This is a genomic window from Nocardiopsis sinuspersici, from assembly GCF_001998325.1.
GTDB lineage: Bacteria > Actinomycetota > Actinomycetes > Streptosporangiales > Streptosporangiaceae > Nocardiopsis > Nocardiopsis sinuspersici.
Genome location: NZ_MCOK01000001.1, coordinates 3,559,590 through 3,578,711 on the forward strand (window position 1 = coordinate 3,559,590; position 19,122 = coordinate 3,578,711).

General features: G+C 72.3%; 21 protein-coding genes and 1 tRNA gene. 9 read left to right on the top strand and 13 right to left on the bottom strand.

Annotated features, from left to right (window positions below; all coding sequences use genetic code 11):
* The first annotated feature begins 130 nt into the window (after nucleotides 1-130).
* The 3 genes from NOSIN_RS15420 to NOSIN_RS15430 all read left to right on the top strand — a co-directional run bounded on the left by NOSIN_RS15420 (nucleotide 131) and on the right by NOSIN_RS15430 (nucleotide 3,481).
* A complete protein-coding gene (locus tag NOSIN_RS15420; RefSeq protein WP_077691412.1) occupies nucleotides 131-1,927 on the top strand; it encodes an ABC transporter ATP-binding protein in 1,797 nt (598 codons plus the stop codon).
* A gap of 167 nt (nucleotides 1,928-2,094) precedes the next feature.
* Nucleotides 2,095-3,258, top strand: coding sequence for an alpha-hydroxy-acid oxidizing protein (locus tag NOSIN_RS15425; protein ID WP_077691413.1), 1,164 nt, complete (start codon nucleotides 2,095-2,097; stop codon nucleotides 3,256-3,258).
* Between the two features lie 28 nt (nucleotides 3,259-3,286).
* Complete coding sequence (locus NOSIN_RS15430) at nucleotides 3,287-3,481, top strand: alpha/beta fold hydrolase (protein WP_077691414.1); 195 nt, start codon at nucleotides 3,287-3,289, stop codon at nucleotides 3,479-3,481.
* Nucleotides 3,482-3,485: 4 nt separating this feature from the next.
* Here the strand turns inward: NOSIN_RS15430 and NOSIN_RS15435 are convergent, their stop codons facing one another.
* Complete coding sequence (locus tag NOSIN_RS15435) at nucleotides 3,486-3,911, bottom strand: YybH family protein (protein ID WP_077691415.1); 426 nt, start codon at nucleotides 3,909-3,911, stop codon at nucleotides 3,486-3,488.
* Nucleotides 3,912-4,025: 114 nt separating this feature from the next.
* On the opposite strand from NOSIN_RS15435, the gene NOSIN_RS15440 reads away from it, so the two are divergent.
* Nucleotides 4,026-4,322, top strand: a complete 297-nt coding sequence (locus NOSIN_RS15440; protein WP_236743379.1) for a winged helix-turn-helix transcriptional regulator — start codon at nucleotides 4,026-4,028, stop codon at nucleotides 4,320-4,322.
* 46 nt (nucleotides 4,323-4,368) lie between these two features.
* Here NOSIN_RS15440 and NOSIN_RS15445 read toward each other — a convergent pair whose 3' ends face one another.
* A complete protein-coding gene (locus NOSIN_RS15445) occupies nucleotides 4,369-5,409 on the bottom strand; it encodes an FAD-dependent monooxygenase (protein ID WP_077691416.1) in 1,041 nt (346 codons plus the stop codon).
* Nucleotides 5,410-5,463: 54 nt separating this feature from the next.
* Between NOSIN_RS15445 and NOSIN_RS15450 the strand changes: the two genes are divergently transcribed.
* The 3 genes from NOSIN_RS15450 (at nucleotide 5,464) to NOSIN_RS15460 (ending at nucleotide 7,840) form a co-directional block, all read left to right on the top strand.
* Entirely contained in the window at nucleotides 5,464-6,012 is a 549-nt protein-coding gene (locus NOSIN_RS15450) for a TetR/AcrR family transcriptional regulator (RefSeq protein ID WP_077691417.1), read from the top strand.
* Nucleotides 6,013-6,348: 336 nt separating this feature from the next.
* Nucleotides 6,349-7,197, top strand: coding sequence for an MBL fold metallo-hydrolase (locus NOSIN_RS15455; protein ID WP_077691418.1), 849 nt, complete (start codon nucleotides 6,349-6,351; stop codon nucleotides 7,195-7,197).
* Nucleotides 7,190-7,840, top strand: coding sequence for an ArsR/SmtB family transcription factor (locus tag NOSIN_RS15460; protein WP_077691419.1), 651 nt, complete (start codon nucleotides 7,190-7,192; stop codon nucleotides 7,838-7,840). The genes NOSIN_RS15455 and NOSIN_RS15460 overlap by 8 nt, the downstream gene beginning before the upstream one ends.
* 436 nt (nucleotides 7,841-8,276) lie before the next feature.
* On the opposite strand, the gene NOSIN_RS15465 is transcribed toward NOSIN_RS15460, so the two are convergent.
* From NOSIN_RS15465 to nadD, 4 genes are all read right to left on the bottom strand, one after another.
* Nucleotides 8,277-8,349: transfer RNA gene (locus NOSIN_RS15465), tRNA-Ala, on the bottom strand.
* 78 nt (nucleotides 8,350-8,427) lie between these two features.
* Entirely contained in the window at nucleotides 8,428-9,051 is a 624-nt protein-coding gene (locus NOSIN_RS15470; RefSeq protein ID WP_170293717.1) for a histidine phosphatase family protein, read from the bottom strand.
* Between the two features lie 46 nt (nucleotides 9,052-9,097).
* Nucleotides 9,098-9,496, bottom strand: a complete 399-nt coding sequence (rsfS, locus tag NOSIN_RS15475; RefSeq protein ID WP_077691421.1) for a ribosome silencing factor — start codon at nucleotides 9,494-9,496, stop codon at nucleotides 9,098-9,100.
* A 17-nt stretch (nucleotides 9,497-9,513) separates the two neighbouring features.
* Entirely contained in the window at nucleotides 9,514-10,164 is a 651-nt protein-coding gene (gene nadD, locus NOSIN_RS15480; RefSeq protein WP_269087591.1) for a nicotinate-nucleotide adenylyltransferase, read from the bottom strand.
* Between the two features lie 228 nt (nucleotides 10,165-10,392).
* Between nadD and NOSIN_RS15485 the strand changes: the two genes are divergently transcribed.
* Nucleotides 10,393-11,448 carry a M48 family metallopeptidase gene (locus tag NOSIN_RS15485; RefSeq protein ID WP_077691423.1) on the top strand — a complete coding sequence of 352 codons (1,056 nt, stop codon included), beginning with the start codon at nucleotides 10,393-10,395 and terminating at the stop codon, nucleotides 11,446-11,448.
* Here NOSIN_RS15485 and NOSIN_RS15490 read toward each other — a convergent pair.
* From NOSIN_RS15490 to NOSIN_RS28030, 5 genes are all read right to left on the bottom strand, one after another.
* A complete protein-coding gene (locus NOSIN_RS15490) occupies nucleotides 11,445-12,182 on the bottom strand; it encodes an alpha/beta hydrolase family protein (RefSeq protein WP_077691424.1) in 738 nt (245 codons plus the stop codon). The genes NOSIN_RS15485 and NOSIN_RS15490 overlap by 4 nt on opposite strands.
* A gap of 239 nt (nucleotides 12,183-12,421) precedes the next feature.
* Nucleotides 12,422-13,393, bottom strand: a complete 972-nt coding sequence (locus NOSIN_RS15495; protein WP_077691425.1) for a hypothetical protein — start codon at nucleotides 13,391-13,393, stop codon at nucleotides 12,422-12,424.
* A 257-nt stretch (nucleotides 13,394-13,650) separates the two neighbouring features.
* A complete protein-coding gene (locus NOSIN_RS15500; RefSeq protein ID WP_077691426.1) occupies nucleotides 13,651-14,925 on the bottom strand; it encodes a glutamate-5-semialdehyde dehydrogenase in 1,275 nt (424 codons plus the stop codon).
* A gap of 166 nt (nucleotides 14,926-15,091) precedes the next feature.
* On the bottom strand, nucleotides 15,092-15,523 hold the full coding sequence (locus tag NOSIN_RS15505) for a type II toxin-antitoxin system PemK/MazF family toxin (RefSeq protein ID WP_218909009.1): 432 nt from the start codon (nucleotides 15,521-15,523) through the stop codon (nucleotides 15,092-15,094).
* A gap of 78 nt (nucleotides 15,524-15,601) precedes the next feature.
* Nucleotides 15,602-16,186 carry a TetR/AcrR family transcriptional regulator gene (locus tag NOSIN_RS28030; RefSeq protein ID WP_269087592.1) on the bottom strand — a complete coding sequence of 195 codons (585 nt, stop codon included), beginning with the start codon at nucleotides 16,184-16,186 and terminating at the stop codon, nucleotides 15,602-15,604.
* 98 nt (nucleotides 16,187-16,284) lie between these two features.
* Here NOSIN_RS28030 and NOSIN_RS15515 point away from each other — a divergent pair, with 98 nt between their 5' ends.
* Complete coding sequence (locus tag NOSIN_RS15515; protein ID WP_077691429.1) at nucleotides 16,285-17,034, top strand: SDR family oxidoreductase; 750 nt, start codon at nucleotides 16,285-16,287, stop codon at nucleotides 17,032-17,034.
* Between the two features lie 126 nt (nucleotides 17,035-17,160).
* Here NOSIN_RS15515 and NOSIN_RS15520 read toward each other — a convergent pair whose 3' ends face one another.
* Nucleotides 17,161-18,069, bottom strand: a complete 909-nt coding sequence (locus tag NOSIN_RS15520; protein WP_077691430.1) for an alpha/beta hydrolase fold domain-containing protein — start codon at nucleotides 18,067-18,069, stop codon at nucleotides 17,161-17,163.
* Between the two features lie 188 nt (nucleotides 18,070-18,257).
* Entirely contained in the window at nucleotides 18,258-19,067 is an 810-nt protein-coding gene (locus tag NOSIN_RS15525; RefSeq protein ID WP_077691431.1) for an endo alpha-1,4 polygalactosaminidase, read from the bottom strand.
* Between the last annotated feature and the right edge of the window lie 55 nt (nucleotides 19,068-19,122).

A 19,122-nucleotide genomic window follows, 5' to 3' on the forward strand; every position in this document is an offset into this window, starting at 1 on the left:
CCTAAGCTCGTCGGTCATTGGTTGACAATAATCGGTCACATATGACCTACTTTGGTGTATGAATGATCCATCAAGATCAGATACCGTCCCCTCTCCGGACGCCTCCGGCCCCCGCTTCGCCCAGTTCCGGGTGCTGTGGTCGTTCGTGCGCCCGTACCGGCGCAAGCTGGCGCTGGGCCTGGTGCTGGCGCTGGTCGGCTCGGCCCTCGAACTCGCCAACCCGATGGTGATCAAGCTGGTCCTGGACAGCGTCTCCGGCGGGGACGGCCTCCTCGGACCGATCACGCTGCTGCTGGGCCTGTTCGTGCTGGGCGCGGTGTTCGGCCTGTGGCACTGGATCCTGTTGGGCACCGTCGCGGAGAAGGTGGTGCTGGACGCGCGCACCTCGCTCGTGCGCCGCTACTTCCGCGCCGCGCTCATCCCGCTGTCGCACCGCTCCTCGGGCGAGCTGGTCACCCGGGCCACCTCCGACACGGTGCTCCTGCGCGAGGCCGCCTCCAGCAGCGTCATCAGCCTCATCAACGGTGGCGTGCTGCTGGTGGGGACGCTGGTCATGATGGGCGTGCTGGACCCGTTCCTGCTCGCGGTCACCTTCGTCGCCGTGCTCGTCGTCACCATCCTGTTCCTGACCCTGATGCCGTCCCTGGCCAAGGCCCAGGAGAGGGCGCAGAACTCCCTGGGCCTGATGGGCGGCGTGCTCGACGGAGCCCTGCGGGCGATCCGCACGGTCAAGGTCAGCCGTGCCGAGGAGCGGCTGGGCGGGCAGATCCTGGAGCACGCCCAGGAGTCCGCGCGGTACGGAGTGCGCTCGGTCCGCCGCCAGGCGGTCGCCTGGACGGTGGCGTTCAGCGGCGTCCAGCTCGCCATCATCGCCATCCTGGGCCTGGGCGCGCTGCGGGTGACCTCCGGTGCCATCGAGGTCTCCACCCTCATCGCGTTCCTGCTCTACGCCTTCACCCTCATGACCCCGGTGATGGAGCTCTCCCAGAGCGTGACCACGCTCCAGTCGGGCATCGCCGCGGCCAGGCGTATCCGCGAGGTGGAGGCCCTCCCGCTCGAGCCCTCCTCCGAGGGAGCCGGCACACCCCTTCCGGCGGGAACCGGCTCCGGCGGGGGCGCGCCGGACAGCGACCGCGGGGACACGCTGCTGGAGCTGCGCGGGGTCACCGCCCGGTACGCGCCCGGTGCCGAGTCCGCCCTGGACCGGGTGGACCTGGTCCTTCCCCGGCACGGCCACACCGCGATCGTGGGCCCCTCCGGCGGGGGCAAGACCACCGTGTTCTCGCTGCTGCTGCGCTTCCTCGAACCAGAGGAGGGGCAGCTGTTCCTGGACGGGGTCCCCTATCTGGAACTCACACCGGGGCAGGTGCGCGACCGCTTCGCCTACGTCGAGCAGGACACCCCGGTCATCCCCGGCACCATCCGGGAGAACCTGCTGTTCAGCCGGCCCGAGGCCTCCGATGAGGAGGTGCGCCGGGTCCTGGAGCAGGTGCGGCTCGCCGAGAAGATCGACGCCCTGGAGGAGGGACCAGACACCCCGCTGGACGCCACGTCCCTCTCCGGGGGCCAGCGGCAGCGGATCGCCCTGGCCCGTGCGCTGCTGTGCTCGCCCGACGTGCTGCTGCTGGACGAGGCCACCTCGCAGGTGGACGCGATCACCGAGGCGGCCATCACCGAGAGCGTGCGCGACCACGCCGACCGGGCCGCCGTGGTGACCATCGCGCACCGGCTTTCCACGGTGATCCACGCCGACACCATCGTTCTGATGGAGGACGGGCGGGTGCGGGCCAGCGGCACGCACCGGGAGCTCATGGAGCGCGACGACCTGTACCGGGAACTGGTCGCGGCGCTGCACATCGCCGGGTCCGGGGAGCGGGGTTCCGTCGACGGATCCGCGGAACCGGAGCGGGTGACCCCGGTCACGTGAACGCGCGGTAGCATCCGGCCAGAGCCGGTCGGCGCGAACGGCTCGACGGCCGCGGGCCTCCGGGAGGACCCGCTCCTCCCCACCCGCGGCCGCGTCCGCCTTCCGTTCCCGCGCGCCGTGCCCCTCGGCGCCCGTACCCGGCGCTCCGGCGCCCGTGAGGGACCCCCATGACCCACTTCGCCCAGTACCAGGACGGCGTCTACGCCGACGCGACCAACGGCAGGCTGCCCCATCTGCCCTACCACCACGACGACCTGCGCGGCCTGGCCGAGAAGGCCATGGAGCCGGGGCCGTTCGGCTACGTGGACGGCGGCGCCGGTCGGGAGCGCACCGCCCGGGCCAACGTGGACGCGTTCGACCGCTACGCCCTGCGCCCGCGCACCCTGCGGCCGGGCGCCGAGGAGTCCGGCGGCCTGGGGGTCACCCTGTTCGGGGAGCACTACCCCACCCCGCTGCTGACCGCGCCGATCGGGGTGCTGGAGCAGGTGCACGAGGAGGCGGAGCTGGCCGTGGCCGGGGGCGCCAACGCGCTGGGGGTGCCGATGGTGCTGTCCACGGCCGCGTCCACGCCGATGGAGGAGGTCGCCGAGGCGGTCGACTCGTGGTGGTACCAGCTGTACTGGCCCAGCGACGACGCCCTGGCCGAGTCGTTCGTGCGGCGGGCGACGGCGGCCGGGGCCAAGGCGATCGTCGTCACCTCCGACACCAAGCGGCTGGGCTGGCGGCCGCGCGACCTGGCGCTGGGCCACCTGCCGTTCCTGCGCAGCCAGGGCACGGCGAACTACTTCAGCGACCCGGAGTTCCGGTCCCGGCTCAAGGCCGACCCGGAGCCGGGCGGGGTCTTCACCGAGGCGGTGTTCCACTTCCTGGGCGCGTTCGCCAGCAAGTCGCTGAGTACCGACAACATCTCGCGTATCCGCCGGTGGACGGACCTGCCGGTGCTGGTCAAGGGTGTCGTGCGCGGGGACGAGGCCGCCGACCTGGTGGACGCGGGCGTGGACGGGATCGTGGTCAGCAACCACGGCGGGCGGCAGGTCGACAACGCGGTGGCGGCCCTGGACGCGCTGCCCGAGGTGGTGGATGCGGTCGGCGACCGGGCCACGGTGCTGTTCGACTCGGGTGTGCGCTCGGGCGCGGACGTGGCCGTGGCGATGGCCCTGGGGGCGAAGGCGGTGCTGCTGGGCCGGCCGTGGGTGTACGGGCTGGCCGTGGACGGCGCCGCGGGCGTGGAGCACGTGCTGCGTGCGACGCTGGCGGAGTTGCAGATCACCGCCGAGCTGATGGGCAAGGACGTGGCCGACCTGGACGGGAGCGACGTCACGCGCCGCTGAGGCCGGCCCCGGCCACGCTTCCCTCGTCGTGGCCGCCCTCCCGTGGAAGGAAGACACCAAGACCGCACCGCTGCTGCCGCCCGGGGGATCGCGCGAGGCCGTGCGCCGGATGCCGGACGCCCGGCTCGCGCTGGTTCCCGACTGCGGTCACTGGGCCCGACTGGAGGCACACGACCGGTTCCTGGAGGAGTTGACGGACTTCCTGTCCGGCCTGGAGGCGTGAGCCGCTACACGGGGGCCGGGGGCTCGGCGGTGCCGAACGGGTTGTCGACGACGTAGCGCCACAACCCGTCCGCGCCCCGCCGGGCCACGTCGGTCGCGGTTCCCCGGATGTCGACCTCCCGGCCGTCGTCTCCGGCGCCCCGGACGGCCCGGTCCACGATGAGGAGGGCGATGTCGTCCGCCACGTGGACGTGCCGGGGGGTGACGCGGACGGGCACGCCCAGGCCCATGAGGCCGGCGTTGGCCTCCCGCCGGGCCGCCCCGGTCAGCGGGTTTCCGGGTTCCAGGACGAGGACGCCGTCCTCCTCGTAGACCCTCTCGACCTGGTCGGGGTCGCCGGAGTCGAAGGCGCTGGCGAACACGTGCGGATGCTGCGCGGCCTCGGTGGTGAGGGGCGGAATGTCGCCATGCCCCGTGCTTCGATCGTCCATGACCGCAGCCAAGCAGACGCCAGCGCGGCTCACCAAGCGGTAAGTGGCGGATGGGATCGCGAGCTGGTCCCGGACGAGTCGGGAGAGACGTGTGAGCCCACGGAGACCTGTCCGGTGGAGGCCGCCCTGGCGGTGCTCTCGGGCCGGTGGACCACGCTGGTGCTGCGCGAGCTGATACACGGCCCGCGCTCCTACGGAGACCTGAGCGGGGCGCTGCCCCGGCTGAGCGACAAGGTGCTGTCCGACCGGCTGCGCACGATGGTGGAACAGGGCCGGGCGGAGCGCGGGGAGACCACCGGTTTCCCGACGCGCACCACGTACTCGCTGACCGACCGGGGACTGCTGCTACGTCCACTGCTGGTGGAGTTGTACCGGACGGGACAAGGACTGCTGGACACGCGCGGGCCCTGAGACGGTGCCGAGCCCGTCCGCGCACGGGCCGGAGCCGCCGGAGGGCTCAGACGAGGTGGCCGAGTGCGCGCGCCAGGAGGTTCCTCGGCCCGTCGAGGCGGACGGCGGTGCTCACCCGGTTGACCGCGCGGGAGGCGCGGACGACGCGTCGGGTGGGCCCGCGCCGCCGGCGGTCGTAGCGGGCCAGCGCGCCTTCGACGGTGGACTCGGCGCCGAGGGCGTCGGCGAGGGCGGCCGCGTCGATGATCGACTCGCAGGCGCCCCTGCCCAGGTTGGGGGCCATGGCGTGGGCGGCGTCGCCGATGAGGACGTGGCGGTCGTGGACGTAGCTCGCCAGGGCGGGAAGGTCGTACAGCTCGCGCCGGTCCACCCCGGTTCCCGGCAAGGCGTCCAGGACGCAGGTGACCGGGGTGTGCCAGCCGCCGTACAGCTCGCGCAGCAGGTCCACGCGGTCCCGGTCCTCCCGGCCGCGGAGGAGTTCCGTACGCAGGGAGGCGAACCAGTTGGTGGTGCGGTCGTCCATCGGGGTCACCCCGAAGAGCATCCCCCTCCCCCACGTCTCGGTGGCCGTCCCCACCCGCCCGGGGACCGTGCCCCGGTAGGCGACCGTGCCGAGCGGTCGGGGAGCGACCGCCCCGGGCAGCGCGGTGCTTCGGACGAGGCTGTGGATGCCGTCGGCGCCCACCACCACGTCGAAGGCCCCGGGGTCGCGGACGTCGGCGTCGGTGACGGGCGTGTCCCAGCGGACGAGGCCCTCGGGAAGCCCTTCGACGAGCACGGCCAGCAGGGACGAGCGGGGAACGAGGTGGACGTCCGCCCGCTGGGATCCGGCCGAGACGAGGGTGCGTCCGGAGGGAGTGGCGATCACGCCCCGGTCGGGGCGCTCGGCGCGTTCGCGGACGCGTTCCCCGAGGCCGAGCCGGTCGAGCGCGGCCATGCTCCCGCGCCACAGGCCCAGAGCACCGCCGATGTCGGGCGGCGAGCTCCGACGTTCGCGGACCTCCACCTCCCAGCCCGCGCGCAGCAGTCCGCGGGCCGCCACGAGTCCGGCGATGCCCCCTCCGACGACCAGTGCTCTTCCGTGCATACCCGACACGGTACTACGATCGTAGTTACATGTCACTACGAATATAGTGATCCGATGTCACAGAACAGGACCCGCGCCCTCGACGCCGCGCTCCGACTCCTGGGCACCCAGGGGCTGCACGCCCTCACACACGGGAAGGTGGACGCCGCCGCGGGGCTGCCACGGGGGTCGGCCTCCAACCACTTCCGCACCCGCGCGGCGCTGGTGCGCGGGGTGGTCGAGCGACTGGAGGAGAGGGACAGGGAGATCTGGGCGGCCCTCTACGACTCCTCCCTGGGAGACGTCGAGCACCTGGTCGACGCCGCGCTCGGCTTCGTGACCGCGGCGACCACGACCGACCGCGCCCTGACCGTCGCCCGCTACACCCTGGCCATGGAGGGGGCCCACAACCCCGAGGTACGCGCCTCGCTGGCCCGGGGCTCCGAACTCGTCCACGGCTGGACCTCGCGGATACTCGCCGACCTGGGATCGCCCGATCCGGACACGGCCGCGCGCACCCTGACGGCCTACGCCGACGGGCTCATCATGCGCGGCATCACCCGGCCGGAGATCGTCGAGCCGCGTGAGCAGGCGCTCCGGGTGGTCCGGTCCTGCCTGGGCTGAGGCGACCCCGCGCGTGGACCGCCCCCGGAGGCGCACTCCCCGGCCGGAACGAACGCCGCGCCCATCCTGCGCGCCCACTCGCGTTCCGGCGGGATGCGGACGTGCTGGCGCCGGCGAGGAGGCCGTGGCTCCGCCCTCGGAAGAGGTGCCGGCGGCCGGCGCGGGAACCGGACGGCGGGCTACCGGGGAACGCGGCGGTGCGGCCGCTCCGGGGACGACCGGCCGGTGGACGGTCCTCCACCGGCCGGGGGCCAGGGTTGCGCGGACCCTGCCCCATCCTTATTCTAATAATCGCTAGAATATTGGATAAGCAGGCACCGAAGAGGCGAGGACCCCATGGCCACCCCATCCCCCGCGTCCGGCGAGATCGGCGACTACTGGATCTGCCGCACCTGCGGCGCCAACCGGGCGCCCTCCGACACCGCTCCCGCCGACTGCCCGATCTGCGAGGACGACCGCCAGTGGGTGCCGCGGGACGGGCACCACTGGGCCACACGCGGGGAACTGGCCGCGGAGGGCTACCGGACCGTGTTCCGGCCGGTGGAGGAGTCCGTCGTGGGCATCGGCGTCGAACCCGGTCTCGGCGTGGGCCACCGGGGCGTCCTCGTACGGACCGGCGGCGGCAACCTGCTGTGGGACCCGCCCGGCTTCCTCGACCAGGACGCCGTGGCCGAGGTCGAGCGGCTCGGCGGCGTCGCCGTCGTCGCGTCGAGCCATCCGCACATGTACGGCTCCGCCGTGGAGTGGGCCGACCTGTTCGAGGCCGAGATCGCCCTGCCCGAGGCGGACGCGCACTGGCTCCAGCGGCCGAGCGACCGTGTGCGCACCTGGAGCGGGGAGTACCGGCCCCTGCCGGGACTGGCGGTCGTCCAGACCGGCGGCCACTTCCCCGGCAGCGCGGTCCTCCACGTGGACGAGGGGCCGGGTGCGCTGTTCGTCGGCGACACGGTCATGGTCACGCCGGGCGGGCACCACGTCACCTTCCTCTACAGCGCGCCCAACCGCCTCCCGCTGCCCGAGCGCCTGGTGCGCCGTGTGGTCTCCGCCGTGGAGCCCCTGGAGTTCGACCGGATCCACGGTGGATGGTGGGAGCCCCGTATCGAGGCCGGGGCCAAGGAACTCCTCGTGCGCGACGCCGAACGCTACATCCGCTTCCTCAACGGAGACCTGCCCGACTATGACTGACTTTCCCGAGGCCCCGATCTACGAGCACCTGGCCCGCCTGGGCAAGGTGCTGTCCGCCCCGGTGCGGCTCCGGCTGCTCGACCTGCTCGACCAGGGCGAGTGCACCGTCGAGGAGCTGGCCCAGCGGGGCGGGCTGCCGCTGAAGAACACCTCCGCGCACCTACAGCAGTTGCGCGCGGCGGGCCTGGTGGCCACCCGGAGGGAGGGCACCCGGATCCACTACTCCCTGCGCGACCGGGAGGTCTCCGGGTTCCTGGGAAGGTTCCAGGAGTTCGCCGAGGAGCGCATGAGCGACCTGCGCGCGGAGATCGAGGAGCACCTGGGCAGGGACGAGACGGTCGGCGCGGTCACCGGTCCCGAGCTGGAAGAGCTGCTCCGAGGCGGGGAGGTCGTGCTGGTGGACCTGCGCTCACCGGAGGAGTACGAGGAGGACCACGTGCCCGGCGCGGTGTCGATCCCCTCGCGCCAGTTGGAGGAGCGCCTGGACGAGCTGCCGTGGGACATGACGATCGTGGCCTACTGCCAGGGGCCGTACTGCGTGGTGTCGCCCCGCGCCGTCCGCGTGCTCAACGGCACGGGCCGCCAGGCGCGCAGCCTCAGGGGCGGCTACGTCCACTGGAAGCGCCGGCGGGACACCGGCTGACCCCAGTTCCGGCCACGACCGCGCCCATGGGGTGAACACCGGGAGTGCGCCGCGAGGCGAGGCGGCCGAAGGCCCCCGGAAGCCGAGCGGCACACCGGGGAGTCTGGGGGTCGCCCCCCAGAGAAACGACGAGACGACCCGGCGAGACGGACGAAGACCGTGCAGCAGACCACGACCACGGTCGTGCCGCGAAGCACGACGGCCGAAGGCCGAGCGGCACACCGGGGAGTCTGGGGGTCGCCCCCCAGAGAAACGACGAGACGACCCGGCGAGACGGACGAAGACCGTGCAGCAGGCCTCAACCACGGTCGTGCCGCGAAGCACGACGGCCGAAGGCCGAGCGGCACACCGGGGGGTCTGGGGGGTCGTCCCCCCAAAAAGAATCGCGGGCTGCGGCGAGCCGGTCGAAGACCGGCGAGCAGCAGCCCGCGTCACGTGGAGCTATGGGGATTCGAACCCCAGACCTCCTCCATGCCATGGAGGCGCGCTACCAGCTGCGCCATAGCCCCGTGAGGGAGTCGATCGGACCTGTGCGGCCCTGCCGACTCCCTGCACCCTAGCGGAATCCGGCGCGAACGTCGAAACGGTTACGCGTCGTCGCTGAGCACCACCGGCTCGGGCAGGCTGGCCGCGTTGTGCTCCATCAGCCGCCAGTGGTCCCGGCGCCGCTGGATCACCGACCAGCAGCAGTTGCTGATCGGCCCCAGGACCTCGCGCTGCTCGTCGGAGATCCCGAGCATCCGGGCGATCCCCACCCGCAGGGCGGCGCCGTGGCTGACCACCACGAGCAGTCCCCCGGGCGGTGTCTTGCCCAGTCCGCGCTCGACGGCTGCGTGCATCCGGTCGCCGACCTCGGCGATGTCCTCCCCGTCGGGGATGTCCATCCTGGCGTGCTCGGCCGGCCAGCGCTCGGACAGCTCCACCCCGGTCAGCCCCTGCCAGGACCCGCCGAAGCGCTCGCGCAGCCCCTTGTCGTACTCCACCCGCACGCCCAAGGCACGGGACAGGTACCCGGCCGTGTCGGCGGCCCTCCTCAGGTCGGAGGCGACGATGACGTCCGGGTTCATGGAGGCGAGCAGTTCCCCCGCCCGCCTGGCCTGGGCGTGGCCGATCGGATCGAGATCGATGTCGGTCTGCCCCTGGAAGCGGTTCTCCACGTTCCAGGCCGTACGTCCGTGCCGCCAGAACAGCACACGAGGCGTATCACTCACGTGGTGTGTCTCTCCCGATCGGAGTGTCGTCGAAGTGGTGCCGGTGTTACTGCTCGTCCAGGGGAGTGCGCTCGGCGCCGCGCGCGCTCTCGGGGAGGTCGATCTCGGGGCAGTCCTTCCACAGCCGTTCGAGGCCGTAGTACCCGCGCTCCTCCTCGTGCTGGATGTGCACGACGATGTCGGCGTAGTCCAGCAGCACCCAGCGCCCGTCGCGCTCGCCCTCGCGGCGGACCGGCTTGGCGCCGGCCTGGATGCGGAGCTGGTCCTCGACCTCGTCGACGATCGCCCGGACCTGCCGGTCGTTGGGCGCCGAACACAGCACGAAGGCCTCGGTGATGACCAGCTGCTCGCTGACGTCGTAGGCGATGATCTCCTGGGCGAGCTTGTCGGACGCGGCCTCTGCCGCAACCCTGACCAGTTCCTGCGCCCTGTCGGTGGCTGTCACGTTGTGCTTGCTGCCTTTCAGCTCTCTAGGTAGAGCCCGGTCTTGTTGATGTAGCGGACGATGCCGTCGGGAACCAGGTACCAGATGGGTTCGCCCTTGCGGACCCGCTCCCGGCACTCGGTCGAGGAGATGGCCAGCGCGGGGACCTCCAACAAGGAGACCTTGCCCTCGGGCAGTCCGGGATCACTGAGATGGTGACCGGGCCGGTTACAGCCTACGAAATGCGCGAGCTCGAACAGTTCGTCGACGTTGTGCCAGCTCAGGATGGCGCCCAGCGCGTCGGCCCCGGTGATGAAGTACAACTCCACCCCGGGCCCGTACTTGGAGCGCATCTCGCGCAGTGTGTCGATGGTGTAGGTGGGGCCGGAGCGGTCGATCTCCATGCGGTCCACCCGGAACTGGGGGTTCTCGGCGGTCGCGATGACCGTCATCAGGTAGCGGTCCTCGGAGGGGGTGACCTTGGCCAGGTCCTTCTGCCAGGGCTGGCCGGTGGGGACGAACACCACCTCGTCGAGCCCGAAGAAGTGCGCGACCTCGCTGGCCGCCACGAGGTGACCGTGGTGGATGGGGTCGAAGGTGCCACCCATGATGCCGACCTTGGTCGGGGCGGTTCCTCGCCGCGCGGGGGATCCTCCGCTCCGGGGGGCGTCGGAAGCTTCGTGCGCCACTGTGCGCTCCGTTTCGCCTTGGACGTTGCCGTTGCCGGGACCGGCCAACCGAGGTTAGCCGACACCGGGCACCACCACTGTCCCCTTCCTCCCTGTCTGCCCCCGCACCGGGGGAACGAGCACCTCGGGAGACTCCCTCCCCGGGCGTGTCCCCCACGCCCGGAAATCGCGTCATATCTCGTTGGGGAAACCGTGGCCAAGCACCATCCCGACGCATAGCATGCCGATATGGCCAACACACCAGACCGCGTCCGCGTCCGGCTGTCCGAGATCTCACCCCGCGCCTACGAGCACCCCGCCGACCGCGGCGCCCTGGTGGCGCTGCGCTCGCTGCGCGGGTTCGACGAGGTGTTCAAGCGCCTGTCGGGGTTGTTCAACGAACGGGCCCTGCGCCTGATGTTCCTCTCCAGCGCCGTCCGGGTCGGTCCCACCCAGTTCCCGCACGTGTACGACTACGTGCGCGACGCCGCCTACGTCCTGGACCTGGACGAGGTACCCGAGCTGTACATCCAGATGAACCCCAGGCCGAACGCCATGGCGATCGGCAGCCAGCGGCCGTTCATCGTGATGACCACGGGCCTGTTCGACCTGCTGGACGCCGAGGAGCAGCGCTTCGTCGTCGGCCACGAGGTCGGCCACATCCTCAGCGGCCACGCCGTGTACCGCACCATGCTGCTGGCCCTGATCCGCCTGGCCGCCCGGGTGGCGTGGGTGCCGCTGGGCTTCATCGGCCTCCAGGCCATCGTCTCCGCGCTGGAGGAGTGGTACCGCAAGTCCGAGCTGTCCTGTGACCGCGCCGGGGTCCTCGCCGGCCAGAACCCCGAGGCGGGCAAGCGCGCCCTGATGAAGCTGGCGGGCGGCTCCAGGCTCGTGGAGATGAACCCCGACGCGTTCCTGGAGCAGGCCCGCGACTACGAGTCCGGGGGCGACGCCCGCGACAGCCTGCTCAAGATGGTCAGCCTGATGGGCCAGACCCACCCGTTCGCGGTGGTGCGCCTGGCCCAGCTGCACCGGTGGATCGAGGACGGCTCCTACCAGCGCGTCATCGACGGCGACTACCCGCGCCGCTCCTCCGACCGCGACGCGAAGGTCGGCGATGAGGCTCGCAAGGCCGCCAACTCCTACAAGGAGGCCTGGGAGCGCTCGGGAGACCCGCTGCTGGGCACCCTGCGCGACGTCGCGGGCGGTGCGGCCAGCGCGGGCGGCAAGATCTTCGACACCGTCGCCGACCGGTGGCGGAACGGCTCCTCCCGTGGCGGCGGCCAGGGGTCCAACGGTTCCTAGCGTGTCCCGGACAGGTACCCGCGTACCTGCCGCCAGGCGGCGTGGGCGGGGTCGATGACCGCGAAGTGGTCGGCTCCGGCCACCTCGCGGTAGTCCACGGTGTCCCCCGCCGCGCGTGCGGCGGCCGCGTAGTCGCGGCTGTGCTCGACGGGAACGCGCTGGTCGGCGTCGCCGTGCACGACCAGCTGGGGCACGCCGAGCGGCACCCGCAGCACCGGCGAGCTCGCGGTGTACAGCTCCGCGGAGGGGTCCGGGCCGAGGAACGGCTCGACCGCGCCCTCGCCGAGGCCCGCTCCGGCGCAGCGCTCCAGGTCGGTGACGGGGGCGAGGGCCACCACGGCGGTCACGGGCGTCCTCTCGTCGAGTGCGTTGAGCAGGACCAGGTGTCCGCCCGCGGAGTGGCCGACGGACACCACGCGGGACAGGTCGTAGCGCCCGGACCCGCGCGCGGCCGCCGTAGCGAGGAACTCCAGGGCCCGGCCGACGTCGTCCAGGGTCTGTGGCCAGCCTCCGCCGTCGCCGCCGGTGCGCCGGTACTCCACGTTCCACACCGCCCATCCGGCGGCGGCCAGGTCGCGGGCCGGCGCGTCCATGAGGCCGGCGTCGAACCGGTCGCGCCACCAGCCGCCGTGCAGCAGCACCGCCACGGGCGCGGGTCCGCCCGGGCCGCCCTCCGGATCCCACAGGTGCACGGTCTGGCTGGGGTGGTCGCCGTAGGCCACGGTGGTCGGCACGGGTGCCTCCTCGTCGTCGGGCTCGATGTCCGCGGACCGTAACAGGTCGCTCCCGCCCCACCCCGCCCCGTCCCCCGGTGCGCCGTCCTAGTGCCTCCCGGGCGCCGTTCAGACGCCGTTGGAGCGCCGCCCGGGGCCGGGGCGGGGGCTTCCCCGGCCCGCCGGCCCCGCGGACACACGAGGGCGCCGACGGCTCCGGGCCGTCGGCGCCGTCGACGATCGGACGCGCCCCGTACGGGCTAGAAGGCGGAACCGGCGGCCATGGCGTCCTCGATGGTCTCGGAGCGGGCCTGCTCGACCTCCTCCGCGAGGCCGTCCTCGTGGGCCTCGAACTCCTCGACCACGGTGGCGGAGAAGGTGCGCAGGGCGACCTCCTCGGTGAGGATGTCGCCGCGGACGCGGTTGTGGTCGCCGACCTGTGCGGTCGGGGTGTTGCCGGAGGTGACCAGGTCGCCGCCGACGATGTTGTTGTCGACGTAGACGCCGCCGCTGACACCGGTGACGCTCAGGTCGCCGTCGACGTAGTTGACGGAGGAGCAGAAGCCCTCCTTCTCACCGGCGCCGACCGCGACCGGACCGGAGCCGCCGGTGTAGGTCGCCGCGCCGATCACCTCGCTGTCGCAGAGGATGCCGCCGCTGTTCGGGGCGGTGACGGACAGGTCGCCGCGCACCACGGAGTCGTAGACGTCGACGTACTCGACACCGTCGGCCTTGAACGCGCCGTTGACGCGGGAACCGGAGACGTAGACGGCGCCGACCTCGGCGTTGATGCTGCGGACGGAGGAGTCGACCACGTAGGCGAAGCCGTCGGTGTTGCCGCCCTCCACCGGGACGGTGCGCAGTGCGGCACCGGCCGAGCTGTCCTCCATGTAGGTGCCGTAGGAGCCGCGGTTGACCACGCGGTCGCTGACGGAGCTCTCCTGGGCGTCGAAGTAGCCGTCCTTCTGGACGGTCACCCGGCCCTCGATCTCGCCGCCGACGATGTGCAGGTTGGCGCCCTTGCGGACGGTGACGTCGCCCTGGACGACGGTGCCGTCCAGGAAGCAGCTCTTGCCGGCGGGGACCGCGAGGTCCGTGGGCAGGGTGATCGCACCGCCGTGGCCCGAGCAGAGGGTGACGAGGTCCGCCTGGGCGGGGGTGGCCGTCATCGTGACACCGCTGACGGCCAGGGCGGTCGTGGCGATGGCCGCGACCTTGTTCCGGAGCTTCATACGGGGGATTTCCTTTCGTCGTGACCGTGGGGGTGACGCTCCGAATGGACCCGGGAGCGCCGTGAGACACCACAAGTGAAAATATCGACCGGAGTTCGCTTTGGGAACACTCCCCGGACGAAGATTCGCTTCTGTCCAGGTTTCCTGTAGGAAAACGTTTCAGACGCCAACGGGAACACGTATCCGTCCCGCCGCTCCCCCGTCTCGGTCACGCGCGCAAGGGCCGCCCGGCGGGGCGGGCGGCCCTTCCCTCCCCGTTACCGGAGGTGGCCGTCACCGGTGACCACATACTTGGTGGAAGTCATCTCGGTGAGGCCCATCGGCCCTCTGGCGTGCAGTTTCTGGGTGGAAATACCAATTTCGGCGCCGAAACCGAATGCACCGCCGTCGGTGAACCTCGTGGAGGCGTTTACCATGACCGCGGCGGAGTCGACCCGGGCGACGAAGTACCGGGAGGCCTTCAGCGAGTCGGTGACGATCGCCTCGGTGTGATGGGTGGAGTACCTGCGGATGTGGGCGAGTGCCTCGTCGATGGTGGGCACCACGCGCACGGCCAGGTCCATGGACAGGTACTCGGTCGCCCAGTCCTCCTCGGTGGCCTCGACCACGGTGGCCCCGGTCCGGTGCGCGGCGGCGACCTCCAGCACCCGCGGGTCGCCGTGCACGGTCACGCCGCTCTCCGCCAGTGACTCCAGCACGCGCGGCAGGAACGCATCGGCCACCGACTCGTGCACCAGCAGGGTCTCGGCGGAGTTGCACACCGAGCAGCGCTGGGCCTTGGCGTTGGTGGTGATGGCCACGGCCTTGTCGAGGTCGGCGTCGGCGTCCACGTAGACGTGGCACAGGCCCTCGCCGGTCTCGATGACCGGGACGGTGGAGTCGCGGACCACGGCCTGGATGAGGGAGCCGCCGCCGCGCGGGATGAGCACGTCCACCAGACCGCGCGCCCGCATGAGCGCGGTGGAGGACTCACGGGTGCGCCCGGGCACCATCTGGACGGCGTCCACGGGGACGCCGGTGCCCTCCAGGGCGTCCCGCAGGACCGCGACGATGGCGGTGTTGGAGGCGTAGGCCGAGGAGGAGCCCCGCAGCAGGGCGGCGTTGCCGCTCTTGAGGCACAGGGCGGCGGCGTCCACGGTGACGTTGGGACGGCCCTCGTAGATGATGCCGATGACACCGAGCGGCACCCGGATCTGGCGCAGGTCCAGGCCGTTGGGCAGTACGGAGCCGCGCACGGACTCGCCCACCGGGTCGGGGAGCTCGACGATCTCGCGAACGGCGTCGGCGATGGCCTCGATCCGCCGCGGGGTGAGGGTGAGCCGGTCGACCATGGCCGGGCCGGTGCCGTCCCGCCGTGCCCGCTCCACGTCCTCGGCGTTGGCCGCGGTGATCTCGTCGGCCCGCTTGACCAGGGCGTCGGCGATCGCCAGCAGCGCCGCGTCCTTCACCGCCCGGCTGAGCGGGGCGAGGTCGGCCGCGGCGTCCCTGGCGCGCTCCGCCACCGCGTGGACCTCGCGCTCGATGTCGCTCATGGTGTTCTCTCTTGGTTGGGAGGCCATCCCGGCGTACCCGCCCTGCGACGTCGGAGGGCGTCGGGGTACGCACCGGGGTGAACACCTCCAGCGTATAGCGCCGCGCTTCGGGGGACACGGCCTTCCACAGGCCGAACACCCGGGGGCGTCCGCGGGCCGCCGGCGTTCACCGCCAGCCGTAGCGGGAGCGCAGGACCGCCGCGACCCCCCAGAACAGGTCCTCCTCCATGACGGCGGCCTCGCGGCGGATACCGTCCTCGTCGAACTCGAATAGCCGGTCCATCCGCACGTAGGAGTCGCGCTGCTCCCGGTCCCAGGGGCCCGAGCCGATCGGCAGCCAGTCCTGGCGCTCCCAGTCGTCGGGGCGCTGCGAGGACAGCATCAGGCCGTGCAGTCGGCCGCCGCGGCGGCCGACCACCAGCAGCGGCCGGTCCTTGCCCCGACCCGGGTCCTCCTCGTAGGGCACCCACGTCCACACGATCTCGCCCGCGTCGGCGAGGCCGTCGCGTTCGGGCGCGTAGACGAGCGTGGTCGCGTTGCGGGCGGTGGGGACCTCGCGGACCTCGCCGTGCTGGGGGTGGTCGTCGCCTCGGCTCATCGTTCGTTCGCTCACGCCCGCATCCTAGGCCGTGGCCGCGGGAACGCCGTCCGGTCGCTCCGTTCGGGCGGGTCCGCGTCAGCGCACCGCGAGCAGGGCCTCCAGCGCTCGGACGCAGTGGGCGACCTCCTCCTCCAGGGTGCGGGACCGCTCCCCCTCCGGGACGGCCGACCAGCGCAGCGCCCGGTCCTCCACGTAGGCGGTCCACCCGTGCGCGACGGGCAGCGCGTCCCCGTCCAGGTCCAGGACCGCCAGGATGCGCTCGGCCATGGCCAGGCGCAGGCCCTCCACGTGCTCTCCGCCCAGGCCCACCGCCCCGCTGCCGAAGACCAGTGCCAGGTACGAGTCCCGGCGCCGGTCGACCTGTCCGTAGTAGCGGGCCACGAACTGCGCGACCGCCTCCGCCGGCGCGAGCCCCTCGTCGGGGGCGGTGTTGCGCACGACCCGGCGGGCGGCGGCGGCCACGACCGCGTCGTGGAAGGCGGTCTTGTTCGGGAAGTAGTGGAACAGCAGTCCCCGGGAGATGCCCGCCTCCCTGGCCACCTCGTCGACGGACAGCTCCTGGATGGGCCTCTCCACCAGCATCCGCAGCCCGATCCCGACCAGCTGGCGCCTGCGGTCGTCCTGGGTCATCCGCGTACGTCGCGGCTCTCGGTCGCTCACGCTATTGAGCATTGCTCAACAAGAACGTAGTGTCAACGGAACGAACTCCGCACGGCGTCCCTCCCGCCCTGCACGAGACACAGCACGGAGAAGCACACATGAGCAAGGGAACGATCCTCATCACCGGCGCCAGCGCCGGCCTCGGGGCCGAGATGGCGCGCCAGTTCGCGGCGCTGGGCTACGACCTGGGACTGTGCGCGCGGCGTACCGCGAAGATGGAGGCGCTGCGCGAGGAGATCACCGCCGCGCACCCCGACCGCCGGGTGGAGCTGCGTGCGCTGGACGTCACCGACGACGAGGCCGTGTTCGAGGTCTTCAAGGACCTGGCCGCGGCCTTCGGCACCGTGGACCGGGTGATCGTCAACGCCGGGCTCGGCAAGGGCGCCGCCCTGGGCAAGGGGCGCTACGACGCCAACCGCCAGACCGCGATGACCAACTTCGTGGGCGCCCTGGCCCAGTCCGAGGCGGCCATGGAGATCTTCCGCGCCCAGGAGCGCGGCCACCTGGTGATGATCTCGTCGATGTCGGCGCTGCGCGGCATGCGCAAGGCCATGAACGTCTACGCCGCCACCAAGGCCGGCGTGGCCGCCATCGCCGAGGGCCTGCGCTCGGAGCGGGTGCCCGGCCTGGACGTGTCCGTGGTCTACCCGGGCTACATCCGCTCGGAGATGAACGAGCACGTGCAGCAGAGGACCAGGTTCATGGTGGACACGGAGACCGGTGTGCGCTCGATGGTCGCCGCGATCGAGAAGCGCAGGGTGAGGGCGTACGTGCCCGCGTGGCCGTGGGCACCGATCGGCTTCGCGATGAGGCGGCTCCCCCTGTCGGTGGTCCGGAAGCTGACCTGAGCGCACCGGCCTCACCATCGCGGCGCTGACGGTGTGCCGGGGACCGCACGTGACCTGCCGGGACCCTCGCTTCCGGCGCCGGGGACCCTCCTCGCCCGTGTCGGCCGGGGGCGGGTGCCACCGGCCTCAGCCGTCGGTGGCCCGCGGCTCCCGCAGCGCGGCGATGATCCGGTCCCGGGCCGCGCGCCCCTCCGGGTACGGGACCAGCGGGTACACGTGGAAGGCGCCCTTCTCCTCCTGGAGGTCGACCGCCACCCCGGCCTCCACGAGCCGGTCGCGCAGCCGCCGGACGTCGGGCAGGAGAAGGTCGTGCGTGCCGATGTGGAGGTCGGTGGGCGGCAGGCCCTCCATCGGACCGTTGACCGGGCTGAGCCGGGGATCGGCCAGGTCGTCGCCTCCGGCCCAGGCCAGGGCGGACTCCCGCAGCCCCACCGGGCTCAGCCAGGGGTCCACCCGGTCCAGCTCGCGGATGTCGGGATGGGACAGGGTCAGGTCCACCCAGGGGGAGATCAGCACCAGGCGCCGCGGCATGGGCGGTCCCGATCCGGCCTCCTCCCCGAGGAGGGACTGGGTGTAGGAGAGCGCCAGTCCGGCACCCGCCGAGTCCCCCGCGAACACCAGGGGGCCGGCGTCCGTCGGCAGCTCCCGGTGCACGGCCTCCAGGAAGGGCAGCGCCTCCCGGTGGGTGTGCCGGGGGGCCAGGCCGTAGGCCGGTACCTCCACCAGGCAGCCCGCGTCCGCCAGCCTGGCGACGAACACCCAGTGCCAGTGCGAGATCTCGTGGACGTAGGACCCGCCGTGCACGTACAGCACGACCCGCTCGGGGGTCTCCCTCCCCCGCGGCGGCACGGTGAAGCTGTCGAACCCGCCGACCCTTCGTACGCCGACCCCGTACCGCTCGGCGAACCAGGCGGGGGGCGCGGGATCGCGCTTGGGTGCCGTGATCTGCCTGCGGGCCTCTTCCAGGGTCGCCATGGGCCGCTTGCGCGCCACCCGTAGCAGCAGGGACAGGGATCGTACCGCCAGGCTGGGCATGGGATTCCTTCTCTTGCAGGCGAGGGTCCGAGGAACGAACCCTTCCACGGGGGGACGACGAAAACGGCCCGGCTCCATGGTAGGAAGCGGTCCGGGGGGACCGGGACTTCCCCGCACCCGCGCGGCCGCCGCCGGTCCCACGGCCACCTCCGCCCCGGCCACAGGGAGGGCCGGGACGCGCGGAGCCGTCAACAGGACTCGCGGAGGTGGCCCTCCTCTCCCGGGACGAGCAGGTCGCGGTCGCGCAGGATGGTGCGGGACGGTGTGCCCGGAGCGCCGCAGGCCTGCGCGAGGGAGGAACCGAGCGTGTCCGGGTACTCGACCACGAGGACGCCGTCACCGTAGGCGCCGGTGTAGGCGCCGCACTCGTCGAAGGCCACGCACTCCTCGGCCACCGCGAAGTCGAAGCCCGCCTCCCCACGTGCCCGGCCGGTGGTCTCGGCGGCGTTCTTCTGGGCCGCGGCCAGCCCCCGGCCGTGGGCGGCGGCGACCAGTTCGGCGGCCAGTGCCAGGTTGTCGTCCGCGGTCAGCGCACCGCCCGAGCGGGTGAAGGAGTCCAGGTTGTCGAACTCCACGGCGTCGAAGCCCCTCTCGGCGCAGGTGGCGACGGTCTCCCCCACCACGCGGGCGATCTCCTCCCGCGCGTCGGCGGTGGAGGTGTCCAGCAGCATCTCGTCCGGCCAGTCCGGGTCGGCGACGGGATCGCCGCCGGTGTCGCGCAGGAGCAGGCCGGGGTGTTCGGAGAGCCAGAGGTCGCGCTCCTGGGGCTGGGTCTGGAAACCGTTGACGTAGCAGACGGAGTACAGGCCCGCGGCGGGCTCGTCGGTGGCGTCGCGGACCACCGTGGCCACTCCGGCGGCCGGGGTGTACGCACCGCCGAGCTGGTAGTCGAACGGGCCCTTCGGCGGGGGCTCCGGGACCGGGACGGCGGCCGTGGAAGCGCATCCCGCGCACAGTACGGCCAGGAGGAGCGCCGCCGCTCGTGTGGTGTCGGCCATGGCCGGAGTCTAGCGCCTTGATTAAATACGGTACAGCACCGTATTGTAACCAGAG

Excerpts from the sequence above, each read along its gene's own strand:
- NOSIN_RS15425 (WP_077691413.1), top strand. The coding sequence starts at position 2,095 with ATGACCCACTTCGCCCAGTACCAGGACGGCGTCTACGCCGACGCGACC.
- NOSIN_RS15435 (WP_077691415.1), bottom strand. The coding sequence starts at position 3,911 with ATGGACGATCGAAGCACGGGGCATGGCGACATTCCGCCCCTCACCACC.
- NOSIN_RS15445 (WP_077691416.1), bottom strand. The coding sequence starts at position 5,409 with ATGCACGGAAGAGCACTGGTCGTCGGAGGGGGCATCGCCGGACTCGTG.
- NOSIN_RS15450 (WP_077691417.1), top strand. The coding sequence starts at position 5,464 with ATGTCACAGAACAGGACCCGCGCCCTCGACGCCGCGCTCCGACTCCTG.
- NOSIN_RS15455 (WP_077691418.1), top strand. The coding sequence starts at position 6,349 with ATGGCCACCCCATCCCCCGCGTCCGGCGAGATCGGCGACTACTGGATC.
- NOSIN_RS15460 (WP_077691419.1), top strand. The coding sequence starts at position 7,190 with ATGACTGACTTTCCCGAGGCCCCGATCTACGAGCACCTGGCCCGCCTG.
- NOSIN_RS15485 (WP_077691423.1), top strand. The coding sequence starts at position 10,393 with ATGGCCAACACACCAGACCGCGTCCGCGTCCGGCTGTCCGAGATCTCA.
- NOSIN_RS15495 (WP_077691425.1), bottom strand. The coding sequence starts at position 13,393 with ATGAAGCTCCGGAACAAGGTCGCGGCCATCGCCACGACCGCCCTGGCC.
- NOSIN_RS15500 (WP_077691426.1), bottom strand. The coding sequence starts at position 14,925 with ATGAGCGACATCGAGCGCGAGGTCCACGCGGTGGCGGAGCGCGCCAGG.
- NOSIN_RS15505 (WP_218909009.1), bottom strand. The coding sequence starts at position 15,523 with ATGAGCCGAGGCGACGACCACCCCCAGCACGGCGAGGTCCGCGAGGTC.
- NOSIN_RS15515 (WP_077691429.1), top strand. The coding sequence starts at position 16,285 with ATGAGCAAGGGAACGATCCTCATCACCGGCGCCAGCGCCGGCCTCGGG.
- NOSIN_RS15520 (WP_077691430.1), bottom strand. The coding sequence starts at position 18,069 with ATGCCCAGCCTGGCGGTACGATCCCTGTCCCTGCTGCTACGGGTGGCG.
- NOSIN_RS15525 (WP_077691431.1), bottom strand. The coding sequence starts at position 19,067 with ATGGCCGACACCACACGAGCGGCGGCGCTCCTCCTGGCCGTACTGTGC.